Below are 21936 nucleotides of genomic sequence, written 5' to 3' on the forward strand. Positions count from 1 at the left end.
AACAACCGAATATGCCAAAAACAACCCGGAGAGACTCCAGGAGCGGTATAAATCCTTATAAACCGGGGTGAAAGCCAGCTGTTTTGTATTAATAATTATGTTTTGTATTGATAAAGTACAATGAATAACCACTTACGCCCTCAAAACGACCGTTTAGGCCACTTTTTTTTATGCTATAAAACAAGACGGTAGTTTTGTCGCCATTGCCAACGACGCAATGATAAATATTGAGATGAAAAAAAGACGATTGCCAAACAAAACTTGTCAAGCAGCAACCCTGGTGGGTAAAAACCCTTGTCTGCCCAGGTATGACATAGGTACTACACCTGCCACCTGCTTCTATACTTGTTGGGAAATCTCAAACGCAAAGGCTACCTGCGGGCAGCTATTGATACTGATGAATAATTGTATATACAAAGCTTAGGAACATGTTCTAAACCGGACAGTTATTGTTGAGGGCTATGCCCGAAATCCCGTTTACGGGGCGATCACGTTCCTTAATAATTATTAACCCCTATGTTTAACCCAAACAAAAAAGATAAGCACCTGACAAAAGGTGTGGCAAAGACCCTACAAGGCAGGGCGGTTGCCAAAATAACCCTTACTGTGGTGGCTACCACCTTGCTATTGCTTGCCGCCAATGCCTGGTATGCGCCCAACCTGCGGAATATTAGCCAAGGCAAAGCAAAGGTTACTGACCAAGTAACAGTGACCAAAGGCAGTGCGATGTTATGCAACGTAAGCGATAGCAAGGAAGTGACGATTGTAATTACTGAGTCTGAAGACAGTGATTTTGAGGAGACTGATGATGTGAATACTTTTACGATGAAGCTTGATGACCACTTCAAGTTTGACCTGAATAATACTCCTAAGGTAGTGATATCAGGTAATGCCAGTGAAGGAACCGATATAAATGTACAACTTGAAAATAAGACACTACAGTTTGACTATAAATTTACAAATGTGTCTACAAGCAATGACATCATTAATTCTATCACCATTGAGGGCTTGTATGTACAGGCAGTTGATGAGAGTGCTACTACGGGCAACATTTATGTGACATCAGGTGGAACATCTATAGGTTTAACAGACGAGGATGAAACCTTAGGCACAGAAGGAACTGTGTTGGCTGACGTTAGCCTGCTGGGTGTTAATATTAAGCAAGCAGGCAATGCCACCACCATCAATGAGGGGCAACAGATTACCCTCAAGGTAGGCCAAGTAACCAATGCTGAATATACTTGGGAGGTTCCGGCAGGGTTGAGCATTGTGAAGGAAGAAGTAATAGGTACTCAGTCCACCATTACATTGCAGGCTGACTTGATAGACCAAGAAAGCACCAGCATAGAGGTAAAAGTAGGGGTAACAGCAACGGCAAAAAATGATGAGTGTATCGGCGATTACTCTGATGAGTATCCATTAACCATTCAGTCTATAAAAGGTCTGAGTATTACCCCTGCCACAGCTAAGTTTTGCGAAGGTACCACCGAAACACAATCCTTAACTGACCTTGTATTGCAAGAAACTGGTATGACGGATTTTTCTGGACAAGGCACCCTGATATTAGCATTGTCAAACCAAGATTTTACCTTGGGAGGCGACAATCTTACCATCAAAGTTAATGATAAAGTGCCTTCGTCCTCTTCAGAAAAATTTATGGTAAGTATTGAGGAGAACCAACTAAAAATAGTGTATGACTTTACTGGCAAAGATTCTGATGGTAAGGATTTTAGCTCAAAAAATGACCAAATAAAAATTAGTAACATAACAGTGACTGCTGACAAGGATGCCGAAGCCTCAGTGGTTACTTTACGTCCAACCCTTGATAGCTTCAAAGCCTTGAATTGGAAGAAGGTGTTCCAAAACACCGACTTTGGCAGGTTTACCATGCTAAATAAGCCTGCTGATGTTACAAATATACAAGTGCTTAAAGCTGCCGAGGAGAACCAATTACACCTGATAGCAGTTGGTGCAAGCCATGCTACCCACTATGAGTGGACATTGCCTGCCGGGGTGGGGGTGGCGGGGGAGGCCCTTACCGATAAAGTAACCTCTGAAGTTACCAACACCCCCAATATTACTATACAGTATGATCCTGATAAAGTAACTGATCTGTCTGATGTGAAAGTAAAAAGTAAAAACGCTACTTGTGAAAGTGATAACCCTAAGTCCCTTGAATTATCAAAGAGCTTAAACATCATGGTCAACTTTCAGTCTGTTAGTGTGCCTTCGTGTGTAGGTGACTACCCAGTGAGGCTGTCACGTATTGTATGTACTGAGACTAGCAAAGGGGACAAGGGTTTTCAGGGAGGCAAAGTAACTATTAAGTTGCCCGAAGGGTTTAAGTTCTCGGTGAAACCCAGGGTGTTTTTTGGCAAGGCAGCAGAAGATTTGAGCGAAATCACGAGCGTAAGCTATCCAGGTAATCAGAGGGAATTTACCTTTAGTCTGGAAGGCTTGGCAGATAATGAGGAGCTCGAAAAATTAACAATTTATGACGTAGTAGTAAAAGCTACTGAAGCTACCGATGCCAACGGAGAAGCCCTTTTGCAGGCATCAGGTTTGTCTAGCCGTACCTTGTCTTTGGCAAGTTTCACTCGTGACGACCCACTCCCAACCCCTGAGTTTTTGGAGGTACCTTCGTTGCTTTGCAACGAAGCCAAGGGTCTTATCTTTTCGGTGAAACCACAGCCCGGGATGACATATAAATGGGAGTTTCCAACTGGAACAGCTATTACTTCCCCTTCTAACACCACTGCTGAGGTAACTGTAGATTTGAATAAAAATTTTGAGGGTGGTTTAGTAACAGTTACTGCTAAATCTACGGTAAATAGTTGCACAAGTACCAGCGCAAATAAAGCATTAGCCCTACCTGCAAAACCTGCCACCATAATAACGATTGAGGGAAAAGACAATTTATTTGTGGGCGAAGAGGCTACCTACACCGCAAAAGATGGGCAACTCGCCGCTACTTACCAGTGGACAGTTCCTGCGGGTTTGGAGCCAGTTGATGCCCCAGACGACTTTAATCCTAACCAGGAGAACTCTGTCTCAACTACAGGACCTACGCTAAAACTAAAAGCAACCAGTACAGTAGATAAGGTTGATTTAAAAGTACAAGGAGTAAATGCCTGTGACGATAAGGGCGAAGCAGCTACTAAAAAGATTACCAGTGTTCAGTCTAAGATAAGTTTTGTACTTGTAGACCTTGATGATGTGTGTGTAGGTGTTGATAATATCAAACCGCTAGATGTAACGCTGAAAGAAACTTTTTATCAAGACTTTAAAGGAAAGGGAACCCTTACCCTAGAACTCAAGGCAAGTGAACCATTTACTTTAGTCGATAGTGATAGTGAGCTTACAGTAAATCTTACGAATGTAAAAAATGAAGCCATTAAGAGCGCTAAGGTGACAGGTGGAAAGTTGATTATTGAATATGATTTTACTGGAGAAGATGCTACTGACCTTGGAGAATTAAAGATCACAGGTGTACAAGTAAAGTTTAGCGGCAGCAACAGTGGTACGCTTACTCAGCTAGAGTTTGCGTCTACATTGCAACTTGACTCTGAAACTACGAATAATGTGCCCTTAGTCCTTGATGACTCTAAGGTATTTGCTACTGTTAAAAGCTTGATTGTGTTTTCTACTAATGACGCCAAAATTACCGTTGATGAAACTACAAGTACCTTTTGCAAAGGCGAAATTTATACCCTGAGTGTAAGCGACATTACGGGAGCTGATAAGTATAAATGGACTTTGCCTGCTGGTGAGTTGGATTTTGTGAGTGATGATAGTGAAAGTAGAACTAAAAGTTCGATTGAGGTAAAGGTGATTGCTAATGCTGATGTAAAAGATGCTATAGTAAAAGTACAGGGGATAAGCGGCAAAAATAACACTTGTACAAGTGCAGAAGTAAGTTCAGAGTCGATTCAGCTACTGGCTAGTTTTAAAGCGTCAACTACACCAACATTTGTTAGTCCTCCTACCTTTATTTGCAATGTAAACAGTGAAATCAAGGTGATAGAGGTAGAGCAGGTAGAGGGAGCTACTCAGTATGAGTGGACATTGGGCGAAGGCTTGACATTGGCGGTTATGGATGACGGTGATGAAATCGATGAAGGGGTTTTAACCACTACCAAAAACCGAATCATTATTAGGGTAGGTGATGGTATCATCGGAGATAAGTCGTCATTCATTAAAGTAAAGGGTGTGCAGGGTAACTGTGGGGTTAAAACCGATGGGGAGGCAACCCATCTAATAGAAATATACGCTCCTAAGCTTAGCGTTAAAGATTTGAAGGATGCTTATACAGTAAATGCGGATCCTGTGCCACTGATAGGGCAACCAGCAGGAGGAGTATTTTCTGGTAAAGGTGTTTCTTTGGCTTCTGACCAAACTTATTATTTTAACCCAAAAGAATTAGGAGATATAGGGGAAACAACAATTATTTATACTTATGAACATCCTGAGGCTAATTGTCTGTTTAGAGAAGGGTTTAAAGTGAATATTACTCGTTTTGTTACTGGATGCTTAAGCGCTGATGGTACTTTTAGTTTGCAAGTACAACAAGATGGAGGCAAAGTGTTGTATGGTTTGATAAGTGATAAGGTACAAGGTGATGATACTAACTTGGGGAGTAATGTAAAAGAAGGAAAAGTTTTTCCATCAACTACTATCAACGATTGTAGCAAGGTAACAGACCCTATTGACTTAACTGATGGTTTGATGTATAAGTATAAGTTTCTTGCTCCTGATAGACCTACCACCAAAACAACGCTTAATGCGGTATTTTTGACGGTGGATAATGATAATAAGTGTGAATCAGTAGAAATAGCGCCAATAGATATTTATGTCAGCCCTAAGAAACCCATCATTGATGTTCAGTCTATGGCGCTTTGCAAAGACCAGGAAGTTTCTTATACAATCCAACACTATGATGCTAACTATGAATATGAGTGGGAGTTGGACGATGAGAGTATAGCTAACTTTGTAAAAACCGTTGGTAGTAGCGATGATAATAATAAAGGTCAAACAGTTACAATTAAAGGTGCGAAAGTTGGTAGCGTAGGTTTGAGTGTGATTGCCAAAGGTAAGAATACCAGTTGTAGCACACCGTCTGATGCTGTGCAAGTCACCGTGAAAGCGCCATTTGTGGTAGATGTAGAGGAGAAAGCGGGTGTAGCGTGCAATGGTGCCATAAAGACCTATATCCCTAAGCTTACCCAAACAAAAGATGGTGGAAGTACAGAAGAAATCACAGACTTTACAGGTTATACATTTCAATGGATGTTTACCTCGGTAGATGGGATTTCTAAGGACCTAGGTGGCACAGAAGTAACGTATGATTGGGGAGCAACTGCTGGTGAAGGGAATCTGACCCTTAAAGTTATAGCACCTGAACATTGTGAAGTAACAAAAACATTTACTTTTACTATCACTGATTTTTCTGCCCCTGCAATAAAGGATTATGTAGAAGGTGAAAATAAAAATAAACGATTAGTGTGTGAAGGTGAGGTGGTAGATTATAAGCTGAAAAGTTCAGCCAACTTAGATAGGATTACTTGGAAGGTAAGTGGTGGGCAACTGCTCACAGATGATGGCAGCAATGTAATAGTTGGAGGCAGTGTATCTAATACAAGTTCTATTAAAGTAAGGTGGAATGCCTCTGGGGGGAAAATTAATATTACAAAAAAGGCAGATGTGATGAAAACAGGTGATAGTGAATTGGACTGCCAAGTGGAAAAGATAGAGGAGATAATTATCAACTCAAAACCTGAGCTGAAGTTTACTTCCAATAATAGTTCTTACTGTAAGGGTAGTGCTGAAGTTTTATTACTACCATTGATTATCATTGATGGGGTACAACTTAGTGAAGCACAAGTTGAGGCGAAAATTAAGGATCAGAAGATTAAATTTTATGAAACCAAAACTGACGATGCTGAAGAGGTAGCAGATAAAGAGAAAGAGTTTACAAATCCTTTTATACCTGCTGATCTTTCGGAAAATAATGAGTATAGGGTGGTGTATGAGTATACCTCCGAGAGCGGTTGTACATATACTTCATCTGTAAGGGCGTTCTCTGTTCAGAATCTCCCTGAAGTTGAATTGAGCATCAACACTGACAGTCAGCTACAAACTACAGAAATTGAAGAAGTTACTAAAATAACTCAACTTTGTAATAGAGACCTTACTAAAGACGCTGATATTATATTGACGGCTAAAGAAGGTGGTGCAACGATTGGTAATGATAAAGAGTTTTTGTGGGAAATAGTCAAACAAGGCGAAGTCATTAAGACAGTTGACCAAAACACTGACGACTCTCAATTGCTCAAATATAGCGACTTGGCTAAAGTTGGCGGAGGTGATTTTACTATCAACTACACTTATTACATAGACAAAGCGAATGGCTGCAAAGCCACCCAAACCAAGAAGCTAAAGGTGTGGATGCCTGCTGAGGTGAGTGTGAAAGTAGGAACAGGTGGGAAAACCAGCTTTTGTGTCAGTGATAAGGATAAGTATGAGCTTACTACATTGGGTTTTGCGATAGGTGTCGAGGAGACAGGCCATTTTGAGATTAAGAAGTTACCAAATGGTGAACCTAAGATATTTGAAAAGGAAGATGGAAAGGTGTGGTTTAACCCCAATAACCCAACGTTAAAAGAAGAAGCTCCTGATAATGATGCTTCTATTGATGAGAAAAACAAGAACGCAGGGAAGTATGAAATTAGGTATGTATATAAATATGATGTATTAGATGAATGTGTTTTTAGGTCTGAGTCATTGACCATTGATATACAACCTTTGCCTAAACTTAGCATAGAAGGTTTAACTCAAGAATACTGTAATAACTCTGGTGCCATTGATTTCAATGTTTTTGATGAGGTAATAGGTGCTGATGGTGGGGAAACACAAGTGGTGGTACTTACTCAACTTGAGTATTATAAAGTATATCCTGATGATCCCTCAAAGGATGGTTGGGAACCTGTAGAGGATAATGACCTTACTAAATTGACTCCAAGTGAAACCCCATACAAAATAAGGGCTATACATACCAATAGTGCAGGTTGTAGTGCTACATCTAGTGAACAATATTTTAAGGTTTTGTCAAACCCTACCGGTATCAAGCTCTCCGTTAGCAAAGTATACCACGAACAGGCAATGCATTTTAAGCCTTCCCAGACCAAAGAGAAGTGGCAGCGGGAGTGGATCATTGACGGCTCAGTTACCAATGCCGAGAATGCAGTGCACGCCACCAAAAGCAACAACGAAAACATTGGTTATTCTCTCACCACGAGCACTGGCGCTTGTGATGTTACCATCAAAAAGAGTTTTACGCTTGACTTTGACTTCGAAGGACATTGTGTGGGGAGCGGCTCTACCCTTACGAATAAGTCAATCCTCAGAGATGACCAAGGGGAAGACGAACTGAGAGAAATCAAGTGGACCATTGCTGATAAGGACAGAAATCAAATCAAAACTTTGAGCGGAGCAAAGGTTAACTACTCTTTTGCTGCGTCTGGCGAGTATTGGATTACCCTTACCCTGGTCAATAAAAATAGAGATGCTACTTATGAACTCAAGAGAAGGGTAGACATTTTTGACGTGGTGACCGTAACCAGGGCGGAAAACTACATTGAACACTTTGAAAATGGAGCCAAAAGCTGGGTAAGCAGAGGGAGGGTTACCAAAAATCAGCAAACTAGCGACCAAACCAGCTGGCAACTAAAACCCCTGGGCAATGCCAATGGAGACGTGATCAAAGAAACCGACGCCAACGATAAGAGAACCACTGTTTGGATGACTGACAACGGGAATCAAACCCATTATTACAACAACGAACAATCGTATGTAGAGAGCCCTTGCTACGACATAAGCGACCTGGACAAACCTATGGTGTCGTTGCGTTATTGGTCGCATACCGACAAAGGAGCCGATGGAGTAGCCTTGTTATACACCATAGATGACGGCAAAACCTGGCAAATAGTGGGCAAGCAAACGCCCAAAATAGAAGGCTGGTACAATGGGAAAGGAATTTTGGGGGCACCCGGCAGCTCTAGCAGCAGAGAAGACGCCAACACCAATGAAGGTAACCAGGGGTGGACCGGTCTCGATTCTACCTGGCGTACTACTGCCTATAGCCTGAGCAATGTAAGGCAAGCCATGTTGGCTCAAAACACGTCGCGGGTAAGGTTTAGAATAGCCTTTGGTAGCAACAGCGACAACCCTCCCGGTCAACATGAAGGCTTTGCCTTTGATGATTTTAGCCTCAGCAATCGTAACCGTACTTTATTGCTGGAGTATTTTACCAACGATGGGGTGCCAGGAGCCGAGACTTTGGACAAGGAAGTGAAACTTTTTCCTTACAACAACGGCAATACAAATACTGAAATCATCAGCATACATCACCATATGGGTTTTCCTGAGGCAGACGAACTCAACGAGTACAATTCCAAAGATGTAAGTGGCCGTGCTTTTTACCACGGGATAAAAAATGCTCCAATGGCAATCATCGACGGGTTAGACACGAGCCGTCACCCCCATAATGAAGTATCGAGTTTGTTTTATGACCAACGGGTATTGAGTGTGTCTCCCTTTAGCATTACCATAGAGCCCCCTCAGGTGGCCAACCAACAGATGAAGATAAAAGCCCGGGTAACCGCACTCGAAAACTTTGATCGACCAGTAGTAATACAAGTGGTAGTCATAGAAGACGAAGTGCCATCGCAAGGCAAAACTTACCACCACGTAATGCGTAAAATGCTGCCCGATGCCGCGGGCACCTATTACAAACATACCTGGAAACCCGGCGACTCATACAACCTCGACTTGAGACCGTGGAAGGTGAAAGACCTGACAATGAAATCGTACCGGATAGTAGTATTTGTAGAAGATTATGATACCAAAGAAGTGCACCAGGCAGCGGTAAGCTCTACCCAGGCATTGCGCCAGGACGAAGGACAAGCCGGGCAAGGAGTAACTGGGCTGGACAAGCGCATTGTAGAGTCGGGCATGTTGCTGTTTCCTAACCCGGCAAACGACGAAGTACAACTCAAGCTTGCCCCCCAACAACAGCTCAAGTCTCGGGCTGCCTGGGAGATAAGCAACCTCAATGGGCAGGTTGTGGGCAGTGGAGTTTGGCAACCACACCAACGCAATATGCGGGTAAGGGTAGGACATTTATCGCAAGGTGTCTACCTGTTCCGCGTGTTTGATGTAGACCGGGTGTTTTTGCTCAGGTTTGAGAAAAAATAGTCCTTAATTATTAATGTGGTTTAAAATGCCTGCGCCCTTTGGGTGCAGGTATTTTTTTTACCAAAAGCTTGGGCAAAATCAATACTCCGCAGTGATTTTAGCCAAAGTTGATTGCTGATTAACTCGTTGAGCTCACAAGTTCGGTTTACAGGTATTAATCGGGTCCTAGTGGAGGCTATGCCGACATCCCGTTTGCGGGGAACCTTGTCGGAAAAGTATATAAGCGCTGAAGCAAAAAACCCCACCAACCAAAAATGGAAGGTAGGGTTAGCTTTGGGTTATAAAAAGTTTCTTTTTTGCCGTAAGCCAAATGTTTACTTTATTTGACGAAAACTTCCACTGTTTTGTTCACCGTTTCATTACCTAGTTTATCAACTCCCCGTATTTTAATCGTTTTTAAGCCTTTGCTATTCATCAAAATAGGCTTATTGTACTTTACTTCCTGCGAGCCATTAATAGAGATATAAGCGCTCTCTACCTCTATGTTGGCATCACGAGCAGTTACAAACAAATAAGTGCCCGTGGCATATACCGAGGTAGTTTGAGTAATGTCTTCAGCCGTAATTTTGCCTATAGGGGGTGCACTAAACGACACGGCCATTTCGGGCCCTTTGTTATCTACAATCACAAAAAACTCTTCGGCTACCCGGTTGTTTACATTGTCTAGAGCATAATAAGCTATTTTGTGGTAACCGTCATCGTTTATACTAAAAGGCTCACGGTAAGGGTTGGCACGGGCACCATCTATTTTAAACCCAGTACGTTTAATGCCCGACTCGGGGTCTTTAGCCACAATATTGATCAAAGTCTTGCGACTGATAAACACCGTATCATTTTTGCGATACACAGGCCCGGTAAACGTATGTTTGATAGAAGGCAGCGTCAAATCAAGAAACATATTTTCATAAGAATCACTTGTTTCAAATCCTCCTTTATTTTTTACCCTGTCCAGAGCAGTATATTTAATCGTATGCGTACCCTCACTTTTAACCAACGGGAAAGGTTCGCGGTATAAACGCTCCAGCCCCCCATCTATAGCATAATACACCTTGTCTACCCCCGACTTATTGTCGCTTGCCGTCAAGCGCATCTTAGTTCGGCTTGAAATAAACACCCGCCCTCGGTTTTGGTACTGATCTCCTATCACCTCCGCCACAATTTTAGGCGCAGTTTTGTCTAAATAAAAAGAGTAAGTTTTTTCCTCCTCCTGGTTTTTTACCCGGTCGATGCTATGATAAGTAAGCACATACTCTCCTTCTTTGAGGTTGTTTAGTGATATAATGCCCTTGTAAGCCTGGAAGGGCTGCTCATTGAAACGGTAGCGAGTCACCGAAATGCCCGAAGCCTGGTCTTGAGCCGTAAGCAAAATAGTAGCTTTAGGTGATAAAATATCTCCTTTACGGTCGCCATTCACCTTATGCTCAGTTACCGGAGGGTTCAGGTCTACGCGAAATTTGGTAAACTTGGGCTTCTCTACATTGCCCACCTTGTCTACGCCATAATAATTGACCGTATAGTCTTTGTCTTCGTCAAAATTGATAGTAGCGGTGTGGGGCACATAAGTGGCACTGTCTATCGACTGATATGTTTGGCGCACCCCTGCCAGCTCATCCTTGGTGATGATGTCAGCAACCAAGCCTTTTCCAAAAAAAACTTCTCCTTCTTGTTCGTAGCGAGGCGCGTTTTTTAACTCAATTACTGAAAAAGGGTCTGCCCCATCTGCGTTTATTTCAAACTGAACCTCTTCATTTGGGTTGGCGTCTTTGTGCCCAATAAAGTGCTTGCCTGGTCCTTCCCAATACATAGGGTCAGAAAAAGCCTCCATCTGCTTTACCTTGCTATAGCTAAGGCGGTGCATGTCTGATCCATCGGGTTTCGACGAAGCAAATACATAAACAGGTAACCCTACTTGCCAAAAAACCCTTCCTTCTTTGTCTACAAAAATCTTCTTTTGGTGGATACGGTCACGTTCGCCAGTATTACGAACTGTAATGGGTTTATCAGACATCTTATCAAGCTTTTTTTCGAGACTGTCTGCCAATGCCCTCAGTTGCCGGATATGTTCCTGGAGAATGGCACGTTGGCTGGTTTGAGCCATTGCCATACTCGATACAAGCAGCAAAGCACATACCCTGGATAAAAACAAGGTAACTTTGTTTGTACTTCGAAATATCATTTTTTTGTAAGTTAAAAGTTTGGAATACAAAATGTATTCTCTTGTCGTATTTTAAAGATAGTGTAAGTTTATAGTACCCATTGGGCTTATAAATCAAGCACTTGCAAGCAAACTTTATGCTTGTCCAGTTTTTTTCAATGTAAAAATTATGAAGCCCACAAAAAACTAAAATAAATGATAAAAAGCAATACAGAAGGTAGCCAACAGGATAAAAAAAAAGACCCTCAGCTTAGGTAAACTAAAGGTCAGTTTTTGATTTTAAGGAATGATGAAAAAAAATACCTTGCCAGTTCTGAGGCAGAGACTTTCTTCTGGGGCAAAGCTCAATACAGCAAACTATAGCCCGGTTTGTGGGGGGAGTTTACTTTTTGAATTCCGACGCCTATCATTCCTAAATGTTAGGTTTTGTAGAGTTTTACCAAATATTTACATCATTTTAAAACTTGTAAAAAGCGATAAAATATTGCGTTAAACTTACATCAAAATTCAAACCACTTTGTATTGTCCCCTGTGAAGGCTTACGTATGTTGTTGGCATCAAAGCACCATCAACCACTACTTATGATATTCAATACTCCGCAGTACTTTTGGTGAAAGTTGTTTGCTGGTAATCAGTCATTGATGAATTTAAAAACTATTTAACTGGTTGGTGTAGGCTAAAACTGAAACCCTTTTAAAAATAAAGTGAGTATACAGTCTTAATATAAAATACTGATTAACTTCGTTGAGCTCACAAGTTCGGTTTACAGTATTTAACAAGGTAAACATTTACTCGAATCAGCTATGGACTACCGACTAAATACTATGGACTATTGATATTAATTTAATCCTTGCTTGTGATCGCTATTTCGGCGGCTTCCCGGCTGGAAAAGTACCGTATCTTTCCTTCTTGCGAAACATTATTTGCTTCATCCGTAAACTGCGAAACGGATAACCGGGAAATAAACTCTTCGGGTAATACAAAAAAGTACTTGACTACTGAGCCAATGGCCAGCACCGGCATGGTGATATTTTGAACTATCCAGGTTTGGAGGCTAGGTGAGATGGGAAAGTGAGAGTTGAGGCTGTCTATCAAAATCCACTGAGGATTACAAGAAATCATCAACTGTTTCCAGTTCAGAAGCATGTGCTTAAACTCTGCCTCTGTCATTTGGGCAGTAGTAGACTTGGCAATGTGGTAGTAAATACCGTTTTCTTTGTTATAAAGAATGTCATTGAAATGATCGCTAAAAAGAGTTTCCATAGAATAGTTTGAAATTTTGGTTAATAAATAATTTGCGCATATCAGATCAATGTCAGTACATTTCTATGTATACGCCCAAATACATCACAGGATAGAATAAGCCAGAAAAAACTGCCTAAAATGAGGCATAATACTATGAAAATCCGCTTTTTTCTGTCCAAACATTCAGTACTTTAAGGAAAGGGTTAGAAAACAAAGTACGTAAATTTTTAATAGGGAATCTTTGTGCAATACTCCGCAGTACTTTTGGTGAAAGTTGGTTGCTGGTAATCAGTCATTGATGAATTTAAAAACTATTTACCTGGTTGGTGTAGGCTAAAACTGAAACCCTTTTAAAAATAAAGTGAGTATACAATCTTAATATAAAATACTGGTTTACAGCATTTAACAAGGTGAACATTTACTCGAATCAGCTATGGACTACCGACTAAATACTATGGACTATTGTTTGTGGAAACAAGGCATTTTTTAAACACCCAGCTATCAATTGATCGTATTCATCACCAAAGTGCACCGCATCAGGCAAGCGTACCTTTTTAGATGTGTTCCAAAATAGCCTGATATAAATTGATAAAAGTACAACCAGTCAAATCTTATCATACTAATTTAATCATTGCTTTTGAGCCATATTTCTGCGGCTTCTTTACTGGAAAAATACTTTATCTTTCCTTCTTGTGAAACATTATTTGCTTCATCCGTAAACTGCGAAATGGACAACTGGGAAATAAACTCTTCAGGCAATACAAAGAAATATTTGATTACTGAGCCAATTGCCAGCACAGGCATGGTTATATTTTGAACTACCCAAGTTTGGAGGGTAGGCGAGATGGGAAAGTGAAAGTTGAGGCTGTCTACCAAAATCCATTGAGGATTACAGGAAAACATGAGCTGTTTCCAGTTCAGAAGCATTTGCTTAAACTCTGCCTCTGTCATTTGGGCAGTAGTAGGCTTAAGAATATGGTAATGAATACCGTTTTCTTTGTTATAAGTAATATCGTTGAATTGATCGCTAAAAAGAGTTTCCATAGAATAGTTCGAAATTTTTGTTAAGATAAAATATATGCATACCAGGTCAACGTCAGTACATTTCTACGTATACGCTCAAATACATCATAAGATAGAATAAGTCAGAAAAAATTGCCTAAAATGGGGCATAGTACTATGGAAGTCAGCTTTTTTCTGTCCAAACATTCAGTACTTTAAGGAAAGGGTTAGAAAATAAAGTACGTAAATTTTTAATAGGGAATCTTTGTGCAATACTCCGCAGTACTTTTGGTGAAAGTTGGTTGCTGGTAATCAGTCATTGATGAATTTAAAAACTATTTAACTGGTTGGTGTAGGCTAAAACTGAAACCCTTTTAAAAATAAAGTGAGTATACAATCTTAATATAAAATACTGGTTTACAGCATTTAACAAGGTGAACATTTACTCGAATCAGCTATGGACTACCGACTAAATACTATGGACTATTGTTTTTGAAAACAAGGCGTTTTTTAAAGAGCATAGCTATCAATTGATCGTATTCATCACCAAAATGCACTGCATCAGGCAAGTCTGCCTTTTTGGATATGCTCCAAAACGACTTGATAAAAGCACAACCAGTCAAATCTCATCAGGCAAATTTAATCCTTGCTTTTGAGCCATACTTCTGCGGCTTCCCGGCTGGAAAAGTACTGCAGATTGTTTTTGGGTGAAACATGGTTTGCTTCATCCGTAAACTGCGAAACGGATAACTGGGAAATGAACTCTTCGGGCAACACAAAGGACGATTTTATGATCGAGCCAATGGTTAGTACCGGCATGGTTATATTTTGAACCACCCAGTTTTGGAGGTCAGGTGAGATAGGAAATTGAAAGTTGAGACTGTCTACCAAAACCCACTGAGGGTTACAGGAAAGCATCAACTGTTTCCAGTTCAGAAGCATTTGCTTAAACTCTGCCTCTGTCATTTGGGCAGTAGCAGGCTTGGTAATGTGGTAGTGAATACCGTTTTCTTTGTTATAAGTAATATCGTTGAACTGATCGCTAAAAAGAGTTTCCATAGAATTGTTTGAAATTTTTGTTAATAAATAATATGCGCATATTAGTCCAGTGTCAGTACATTTCTATGTATACGTTCAAATACACCATAGGATAGAATAAGTCAGAAAAAACTGCCTAAAATGGGGCATAGTACTATGAAAATCAGTTTTTTTCTGTTCTAAGCATTCAGTTCTTTGAGGGAAGGGTCAGAAAATAAAGTACGCAAATGTTGAGTAGGAATGCTGTGTGGAAACAAGGCATTTTGTAAGAGCACCGCATTAGGCAAGTTTTACTTTTTGGATATGCGCCAAAATAGCCTGATATAAATTGATCAAAGCACAGCCAGTCAAATCTCATCACATGAACTTAATCCTTGCTTTTGAGCCATACTTCTGCGGCTTCCTGGCTGGAAAAGTACCTCACACTGTCTTTTTGTGAAACGTTTTTTGCTTCATCACTCAGTTGCGAAACGGATAATTGAGAAATAAACTCTTCAGGTAGCACAAAGCAAGATTTTATGATTGAGTCAAGCGCCAGTACCTGAGCGCTCACGTTTTGAGCCACCCAGTTTTGGAGGTCAGGCGAGATAGGAAATTGAAAATCGCGGTTGTCTATGAGTATCCATTGGGGCTCGCAAGACAGCATAAGCTGTTTCCAGTTCAAAACCATTTGCCGAAATTCTGCTTCTGTCATTTGGGCAGTAGCAGGCTTGGTAATGTGGTAATGAATACCGTTTTCTTTGTTATAAAAAATATCGTTGAATTGATCGCTAAAAAGAGTTTCCATAGAGTAGAGTAGTTGTTTTGGTTAATAAAAATGTGCTCATGCCTGTATGTGTATACGCTTAAATAAACAGTAGGATAGAGTAAATTATAAAAAACTGACTATTTAAAGGCAGGGCACGATGCAATGGAGCTTTTTTGTCATCAAAATAATCATTAAAATTGAAAAAATAAAGTGATCTAAAAGAGGGTAGTCTCTGTTTGTTCCGCCTTGCGGAATTTCTGATTGAGGAAGTACAACGATCAGAGACGAAGTTCAGTAGGTGAGCCGTGTAGTACTTGAACTTCGTTCTATGGCGAGTTTGGTAGTTTTCCTATGCCCTGTTTACTGGTCAAACACCCTAAAAATCTCCTCAGCAATCAATTGATAATATTCATCGCCAAAATGTACCTCATCGGGTAACACCTTGCCCAACTCAAGCTTGTCTTTTTGGATGCGTGCCAAGATAGCTTGATGCAAGTTGATAAAAGCACAATCGTATTGTTTGGCCAGTGCCTTAAGTACAGGCAAATAAGCAATTGCTTTTTGGTTATAGGCAGTAGTAAAAGGAGTAGGGGTAAAAATGATGACTTCTATATCCTGTGCTTTGAGTTGTTTTACCAGGCTTTCCATCTTCTGCCCAAAAAACTTCGGAGTCCAACCCGCGTAAGCGTCATTGATGCCAAACATCAAGGTTACCCAATCAGGCTTTTTAGCAAGCACCAACGTATCTACCTCTTTTACTGCCTGATCGCTACGCCAGCCATTGTGTCCTTCTTTCACTATCTTGAGCTTTGCATTAGGGTATTTTTTCTTAAGCAGCCGTTCCAACACATAAGGATAAGGATTGGCCACCACCCCATAACTGCCCACCTTGTAGCCATTGGTGATACTATTGCCAAAGCATACCATTTTTAGTACTTCCCCTTTTTGTAAAGCCAGTTTTAACTTGGTTAGCTTTTGCAGGCTGTTTTTTAGGCAAAGTGTCTTTACCTCCTGAATAATAAGTGTATCACCTTCTTGGCAGGTGGTGGTATCGTTGGTTAGGTTAGGTTCATTGGTTTGCATACTATCATGAGTTAATTTTTTAGAAACTGTCATTGTATCTGGCGTGAGCACCGCGTTTTGAGTGATTGTATCGGCAGAGTTGTTGGTATTGGGCGTGCCTCCGCAGGCTGTGAGCCAGAGCAACAACAAATAAAAAGGGAGTGATTGAGTCATAAGTGGTGATTTAATTGATACATAACCTTGATGTTGAACGGGCTAATTAGTCCAAAATTTTTAATTTATTAGCTGCCTTTAGGCGAATTTGAGGCTTGCCCTTGTGCACACCAATACGCCCGGTTACTTTCACCTTTTTGCCCTTGTAGTCGCGCAAAGGTCTAAATCGGTTTTTGTACCGCCCCTTGATTACTATAGTAAAGTATTGTCGGGGATGTGCACGTCCTAAATTTAAGAAGTTGAGTTCGTTGGGTTTGCCAAAATTGATAGTTTTTACACTGGCTACCTTTCCGTGTACGGTGGCATACTTGCCCTTATGCTGGGCAGCCTCCGAGGCTTTAATGTCTAAATGTTCGCAGCCAAACAGGGTAACTATCAGGAGCCAACTCAAGTAAAGAGCTTTTCTTTGCATATTCTCGATGATTTTATTGAACTATACCAAATATAAAACAAAACTGATGATTTAAGCCTGGCTTTGTAAAATATTGGCACAAAGGCCTAAGAACCAAGGCAAGCTACAAGTCGATACATTGTACAGTTTTACAGAAATTGCGTTTGCACTATGGAAAAACTTTTAACTACGCTTTTTGTAAGTTGCTAAAAATCAACGTGATACAAGAAGTGTAGTTACCTGTGAACCGAATCTACAGCAGTTTGCTGTGATGAGCTCAACGCAGTTAAACAAGGTGTAGCACCGATATTCATCGGTATCTAAGGACTTGCGACTTGTCGCTTGAAGCTTGCCCCTGCAGGCGCTATGTACTAAGCACCTTCAAAGGATTGAAGCAGAGAATGCCTGCCCGAAACCCCTTATGCTAAAGTAGGCAAAGGTGGAAAGCTTCCAGCTCCCCACCTTTGCAGTGATGTTACTACTGTTTTTACTGCGTTATTTCAAAAAAGCAATTTCTTACAAATCCGCGAAAATCAAAGCACACCTGGGCCCCTTTTTTGTAGGCTACCCACACGCCTTTAGAGTGCAGTAATTCTGTATCTTTGCCTAAGACTCCTTGTACCACCCCAGGGTAATAATAGGTAGCCAGTGTTACCTTAGAATTACTCAAAAACAGGACTTTATCTCCAGGTACGTCCTTTTTGTGAATACGCAACCAGGTATTTTCTGCCAGGGTGCCATAATAAGCTCCACCTGCACTATTAGACGAAGCAGCAAACTTGATAAAGCCAGCCTTGAATTTGGCAGCAACATGCCCCACTACATATACATAAGAGTCTTCTACCATCTGCCCTTCAAGCACATAATTACGGGCATCCAGTTTCAGGTATTCATTGTTATGAAACTTTACCTTGGTACTCATTCCGGCAGGTACAAGCTCTACAATAGGGTGGCAGGGAGACACCCACCCGTTTTCGTCAAAACAAAGTTTACTTCCCGCATTATAGGTTACTCGTGTACCGTTAGGAGCCGTTCCTAGGCGTGCACTACTGCCCAAGGTTCCCTGGGTTACTCCTGGATAATCGCCACTGGTGGCCATTTCTACTTTGGTATTGCTCATAAACTCTGCCGGATACCCAGGGCCAAACCCTGTGCTTCGATTAATGGCAAGTGTGGTATTGCTCGCCAACTTTCCTTCGTAAACACCCTTACTGTCATACTTGCCAAATTCGTGGGTGAACTTAACCAAAGAACCGCTCCTGAGGCGTGCTACACGACCACACACTGTCTCAAGGTTGGTTTCCTCTGCCAAGTAGCCCTCTGCTATAAACCCGCGATGGTCATACTTTAGAAAAGGGTCATTGAAAAACTTCACATCATAGGAAATTCCGGCAGGTCGAGCATATATAGTTCGATTCTTGGCCGAGATGTTAGATTTTTGCGTTGCAGGTGTTGCCTGTGGCATAACTTTTTCCTGATTTTGGCAGGCGAAAATAGTGGTCATCAGTCCAATAAAGACCGCTAGTTTTGTGATTTTGTACATTGTTTTTAATTTTTAAAGATTGTTAAAATTAATTGCGAAAGCAGGGCTTTAGTTAGGTAATAAACCCCTTGCTCCGTAAGCGACCAAGTATTTATTGTATAAGCAAAGACTATAAGCTTTTTGAAGGTTTGGCTGTACAGAGCCTCCATCCTCCAATAAGTTTGATCTAAAAAACAGTTTTTGCTGCAAAGCAAAACATTGAATCCACCTGCTTTTGGGTTTGTAAAGTGTATATTTCTTCAGAGCAGTTAAAGCTATCGCCTTGAAAAAGGTTATCCCGGAAAAATACCACATATAAACCTGATTTTCAGTAAGAAACAAGCATTTTCTCTTTGCTAACAACGCCCGTTTTTCTGTTCACTTATTCAGTAGTTACCTGATTTACCCCAAAAGTACATAACTATGTTGAACTTTGGCAATAATGACAGGTGCGAAACAGGATATAGGCTACTTCAGGCAGGATAAATAAGGCTTGTATTGGCACAAAGGAAAAGTAAAACCCATTGACATAGTACCCAGCTTTTAACTTTGTCGAGTTCATCACAGTGAAACTATAGCTTCGGTTTTTAAAAACATTATTCTCGCCTCGGTTGTGTGCCATCACCAATTGATAAATTCCGCTAGGAGCCAATCGGAACCCTAAAATAAGTTGTTTTTAGACTTGTGAATAGGTTGATTTACCTTCGATGAGCTCATAAACTCGGTTGTGAGGACACAAATCAGGGCGAAAAATAGTAGAGTAGAGTAAGATGCTTATACATTCCTAAATCGTTACCTTTGGCAAAAACAAGAAAATAATGAAACTATTTATTAGTGACTGTGACGGGGTATTGATTGACAGCGAGATACTTGCTGCCCAAATGATGGTGGAACACCTACAGACTTTTGGGGTACACATTGGGCTTAACGACTACCTGCGTACCTGGTCGGGTATGACATTTAGCAGCATTATGAATGCGTTGGCAAACCAACACGGTTTTGAGTTACCTCCTGATTTTGTAGAAGTCATTACCCAAAAGCATGAAGCTTACGCTGCGGCTCACTTGCAACCCATCGCAGGAGTAAAGGAGGCATACGCCCAAATAGCCTTGCCCAAAGCGGTCGTGTCTAATAGTTGGTTGTGGCAGGTAAAACACGCCGTAGAGTTTGTGCAAATGCAAGAAGTTTTTGGCGATCGAATGTTTTCATCTGAAATGGTAGCACGCCCCAAGCCTGCGCCTGACATTTACTTACATGTAGCCGCCCATTTTGGGCTCAAGCCCCACGAGATAGTCGTAGTAGAAGATAGTAAATCGGGGGCTAAAGCGGCTGTAGATGCGGGTATGCATGTAGTGGGTTTTGCCGGAGCCAGTCATATTCTGGACGATCACACCGACCAATTGTACAAAATAGGAGTAAAAACAGTAGTAAGCAGCATGGCAGACCTACCCAAAGCAGTAGAAGACCTTCGGGCTCAAGTTTAATGTTTAAGGTACCAGGAGCCTTGTTGATCAATGGTTTTACAAGGCTTTTTTTAAGTTAAAAATTTCTCATTCCACCTACCGACACCCCCACATTGCTAATGCTATAGTTGGGGTTACCCGCGCCAATAGTCCAGTCGTGCATAAGCCCCAGGTGTAGCCGTGCCTGGTCAGTAGCTTGCTGCGTGATAATGCCTACGTGGTTGTGCATGCCTAAATTATACAAAGGGTCGTTTTCGGTGAGCCCAAAAATACCAAAACCTATTTGGTGAAATAGGGTAACATCTCCTGTTTTGAGTTCACTAAACCAACCCACATTACTACTTCTAAACATAGCAAACTTGTATACTATATGTTTGTCAAAGCCCTTGTCAGGGCGATCAAAAGCTTCGCTCATTTTTCGGCGTTTTTTATTATTGGAGGCACCCTCTACCAAGGTGAAATGCAACCCCCCAGCGTAATTGTCATTGCTGACCAGATAAATGCCTGCATTTACCTTGAAACCAAAACTAAACCCTGGCGAATGACCCAAAGTTTTGAACTGTACGTTGTGTTTGCCCACCGTAAACTGCATACTGATAAAAGCCTGTGGAAAATTTGCGTTATTTTGTGCTGAGGTAGCCAAAACAACACCTGTAACAAGTAGAAGTGAATATAAGGTTTTTTGTATCATGCTGCCCCAATTGATTGATGACCATAAAGGTACACTTTTCGTGAGATTTTTTAACGTAATTAAGAAAAGCCGGAGAAAACATAGCATAGGCAACGCTTTTTAGCACTTCAAACCGCCCTTGGTTTTAGGATAACTTAAATAAAAAGCCAGCCAATGGGCCACTTTTTCGTTGCCCAGGCATTGGCTATCAGTATTTTATACCAAGGTTTGTTGTACTTGTCATTTTTCTTGAGCTGAATAACAAGATCATTTGCAATCTAAAACATAAAACCATATCTTTGCAGGCTCAAAATGTGTTATTAGTATTAATAAAACGTAGAAAATGCATTTAAACAATTACGAAACGGTGTTCATTTTAACTCCCGTTTTATCTGATGAGCAGATAAAGGACACCGTAGAAAAGTTTCAAAAAATTCTCGCTGACAACGGTGCAGAAATTGTACATGTTGATCACTGGGGAATGAAAAAATTGGCTTATCCAATTAAAAAGAAAACTTCCGGGGTATATACTGTTGTTGAGTTCAAAGCTCCAAGTACTATTGTAAAAGCTCTAGAGACAGAATACCGTCGCGATGAGCGAGTAATGCGTCACATTTGTATCGTATTGGACAAACACGCAGTAGCTTATAATGAAAAGAAACGTAGAAAACTATCAGACAAAAAAGTAGATGAAGCAGCAACAACGGAGGAAAAATAACATGACGTTGATGAACGAGCCCGTTCATACCAACGAAAACAGAAAAAAATATTGTCGTTTTAAAAAGAATGGCATCAAATATATCGATTACAAAGATCCTAACTTTTTGTTGAAGTTTGTAAACGATCAGGGTAAAATTCTTCCAAGAAGAATTACTGGTACGAGTCTGAAATACCAACGCAAAGTGTCGCAAGCCGTAAAAAGAGCCCGTCACTTGGCTTTGCTTCCTTATGTAACCGACTCGTTAAAATAAACGCAACTCAAACAGTACAAAACGTTTAAAATCTTATTATCGAGATGGAAGTAATTTTAAAAGACGATATACAAGGACTTGGTTACAAAAACGACATCGTAAATGTAAAGCCAGGTTATGGACGTAACTACTTGATTCCTCAAGGTTTTGCTATTCATGCAACTAAATCAGCCAAAAAAGTATTGGCAGAAAACCTTAAGCAGGCAGCCCACAAAGCTGAAAAAATCAAGAGCGATGCGCAGC

14 protein-coding genes are annotated in these 21936 nt (G+C 40.9%); 5 read left to right on the plus strand and 9 right to left on the minus strand.

The genetic code is table 11. The annotated features are described in order from the left end of the window. Positions 1–516: 516 nt before the first annotated feature. A complete protein-coding gene (locus tag M23134_RS32225; protein WP_002703944.1) occupies positions 517–9252 on the plus strand; it encodes a T9SS type A sorting domain-containing protein in 8736 nt (2911 codons plus the stop codon). Between the two features lie 319 nt (positions 9253–9571). Here the strand turns inward: M23134_RS32225 and M23134_RS32235 are convergent, their stop codons facing one another. The 8 genes from M23134_RS32235 to M23134_RS32270 all read right to left on the minus strand — a co-directional run bounded on the left by M23134_RS32235 (position 9572) and on the right by M23134_RS32270 (position 18610). Further along, positions 9572–11428: an OmpL47-type beta-barrel domain-containing protein gene (locus M23134_RS32235; protein ID WP_002703946.1), complete on the minus strand. Its 1857-nt coding sequence runs from the start codon at positions 11426–11428 to the stop codon at positions 9572–9574. Between the two features lie 822 nt (positions 11429–12250). After that, the gene (locus tag M23134_RS32240) at positions 12251–12670 is read right to left on the minus strand and encodes a hypothetical protein (RefSeq protein WP_002703949.1); all 420 of its coding nucleotides are present in this window, start codon (positions 12668–12670) and stop codon (positions 12251–12253) included. A 606-nt stretch (positions 12671–13276) separates the two neighbouring features. Continuing rightward, on the minus strand, positions 13277–13696 hold the full coding sequence (locus M23134_RS32245) for a hypothetical protein (RefSeq protein ID WP_002703952.1): 420 nt from the start codon (positions 13694–13696) through the stop codon (positions 13277–13279). Between the two features lie 597 nt (positions 13697–14293). Next, positions 14294–14713: a hypothetical protein gene (locus M23134_RS32250; RefSeq protein WP_002703956.1), complete on the minus strand. Its 420-nt coding sequence runs from the start codon at positions 14711–14713 to the stop codon at positions 14294–14296. 346 nt (positions 14714–15059) lie between these two features. Continuing rightward, a complete protein-coding gene (locus M23134_RS32255; RefSeq protein WP_002703958.1) occupies positions 15060–15479 on the minus strand; it encodes a hypothetical protein in 420 nt (139 codons plus the stop codon). Positions 15480–15800: 321 nt separating this feature from the next. Further along, positions 15801–16676, minus strand: coding sequence for an SGNH/GDSL hydrolase family protein (locus M23134_RS32260; RefSeq protein WP_002703960.1), 876 nt, complete (start codon positions 16674–16676; stop codon positions 15801–15803). A gap of 46 nt (positions 16677–16722) precedes the next feature. Beyond that, positions 16723–17088 carry a hypothetical protein gene (locus M23134_RS32265; RefSeq protein ID WP_002703963.1) on the minus strand — a complete coding sequence of 122 codons (366 nt, stop codon included), beginning with the start codon at positions 17086–17088 and terminating at the stop codon, positions 16723–16725. Between the two features lie 466 nt (positions 17089–17554). Continuing rightward, complete coding sequence (locus M23134_RS32270; protein ID WP_045114779.1) at positions 17555–18610, minus strand: hypothetical protein; 1056 nt, start codon at positions 18608–18610, stop codon at positions 17555–17557. Positions 18611–19407: 797 nt separating this feature from the next. On the opposite strand from M23134_RS32270, the gene M23134_RS32280 reads away from it, so the two are divergent. Continuing rightward, positions 19408–20073 (plus strand): HAD family hydrolase, encoded by a 666-nt coding sequence (locus M23134_RS32280; protein ID WP_002703968.1) that lies wholly within the window; start codon positions 19408–19410, stop codon positions 20071–20073. Between the two features lie 55 nt (positions 20074–20128). Here M23134_RS32280 and M23134_RS32285 read toward each other — a convergent pair whose 3' ends face one another. After that, on the minus strand, positions 20129–20743 hold the full coding sequence (locus tag M23134_RS32285; RefSeq protein ID WP_002703969.1) for a hypothetical protein: 615 nt from the start codon (positions 20741–20743) through the stop codon (positions 20129–20131). Between the two features lie 322 nt (positions 20744–21065). Here M23134_RS32285 and rpsF point away from each other — a divergent pair, with 322 nt between their 5' ends. The 3 genes from rpsF to rplI form a co-directional block, all read left to right on the plus strand. Continuing rightward, positions 21066–21440: a 30S ribosomal protein S6 gene (gene rpsF, locus M23134_RS32290; protein ID WP_002703970.1), complete on the plus strand. Its 375-nt coding sequence runs from the start codon at positions 21066–21068 to the stop codon at positions 21438–21440. A 1-nt stretch (position 21441) separates the two neighbouring features. Next, positions 21442–21693, plus strand: a complete 252-nt coding sequence (rpsR, locus tag M23134_RS32295) for a 30S ribosomal protein S18 (RefSeq protein ID WP_002703971.1) — start codon at positions 21442–21444, stop codon at positions 21691–21693. A gap of 44 nt (positions 21694–21737) precedes the next feature. Next, a partial coding sequence (gene rplI, locus M23134_RS32300) for a 50S ribosomal protein L9 (RefSeq protein WP_002703974.1) occupies positions 21738–21936 on the plus strand: 199 nt, incomplete at its 3' end.

The organism is Microscilla marina ATCC 23134, assembly GCF_000169175.1.
In the GTDB taxonomy this organism is placed as follows: Bacteria; Bacteroidota; Bacteroidia; order Cytophagales; family Microscillaceae; genus Microscilla; species Microscilla marina.

Coding starts and splice junctions, on each gene's coding strand:
- M23134_RS32240 (WP_002703949.1), bottom strand. CDS start 12,670: ATGGAAACTCTTTTTAGCGATCATTTCAATGACATTCTTTATAACAAA.
- rpsR (WP_002703971.1), top strand. CDS start 21,442: ATGACGTTGATGAACGAGCCCGTTCATACCAACGAAAACAGAAAAAAA.
- M23134_RS32270 (WP_045114779.1), bottom strand. CDS start 18,610: ATGTACAAAATCACAAAACTAGCGGTCTTTATTGGACTGATGACCACT.
- M23134_RS32255 (WP_002703958.1), bottom strand. CDS start 15,479: ATGGAAACTCTTTTTAGCGATCAATTCAACGATATTTTTTATAACAAA.
- M23134_RS32285 (WP_002703969.1), bottom strand. CDS start 20,743: ATGATACAAAAAACCTTATATTCACTTCTACTTGTTACAGGTGTTGTT.
- rpsF (WP_002703970.1), top strand. CDS start 21,066: ATGCATTTAAACAATTACGAAACGGTGTTCATTTTAACTCCCGTTTTA.
- M23134_RS32250 (WP_002703956.1), bottom strand. CDS start 14,713: ATGGAAACTCTTTTTAGCGATCAGTTCAACGATATTACTTATAACAAA.
- M23134_RS32235 (WP_002703946.1), bottom strand. CDS start 11,428: ATGATATTTCGAAGTACAAACAAAGTTACCTTGTTTTTATCCAGGGTA.
- M23134_RS32265 (WP_002703963.1), bottom strand. CDS start 17,088: ATGCAAAGAAAAGCTCTTTACTTGAGTTGGCTCCTGATAGTTACCCTG.
- M23134_RS32280 (WP_002703968.1), top strand. CDS start 19,408: ATGAAACTATTTATTAGTGACTGTGACGGGGTATTGATTGACAGCGAG.
- M23134_RS32225 (WP_002703944.1), top strand. CDS start 517: ATGTTTAACCCAAACAAAAAAGATAAGCACCTGACAAAAGGTGTGGCA.
- M23134_RS32245 (WP_002703952.1), bottom strand. CDS start 13,696: ATGGAAACTCTTTTTAGCGATCAATTCAACGATATTACTTATAACAAA.
- M23134_RS32260 (WP_002703960.1), bottom strand. CDS start 16,676: ATGACTCAATCACTCCCTTTTTATTTGTTGTTGCTCTGGCTCACAGCC.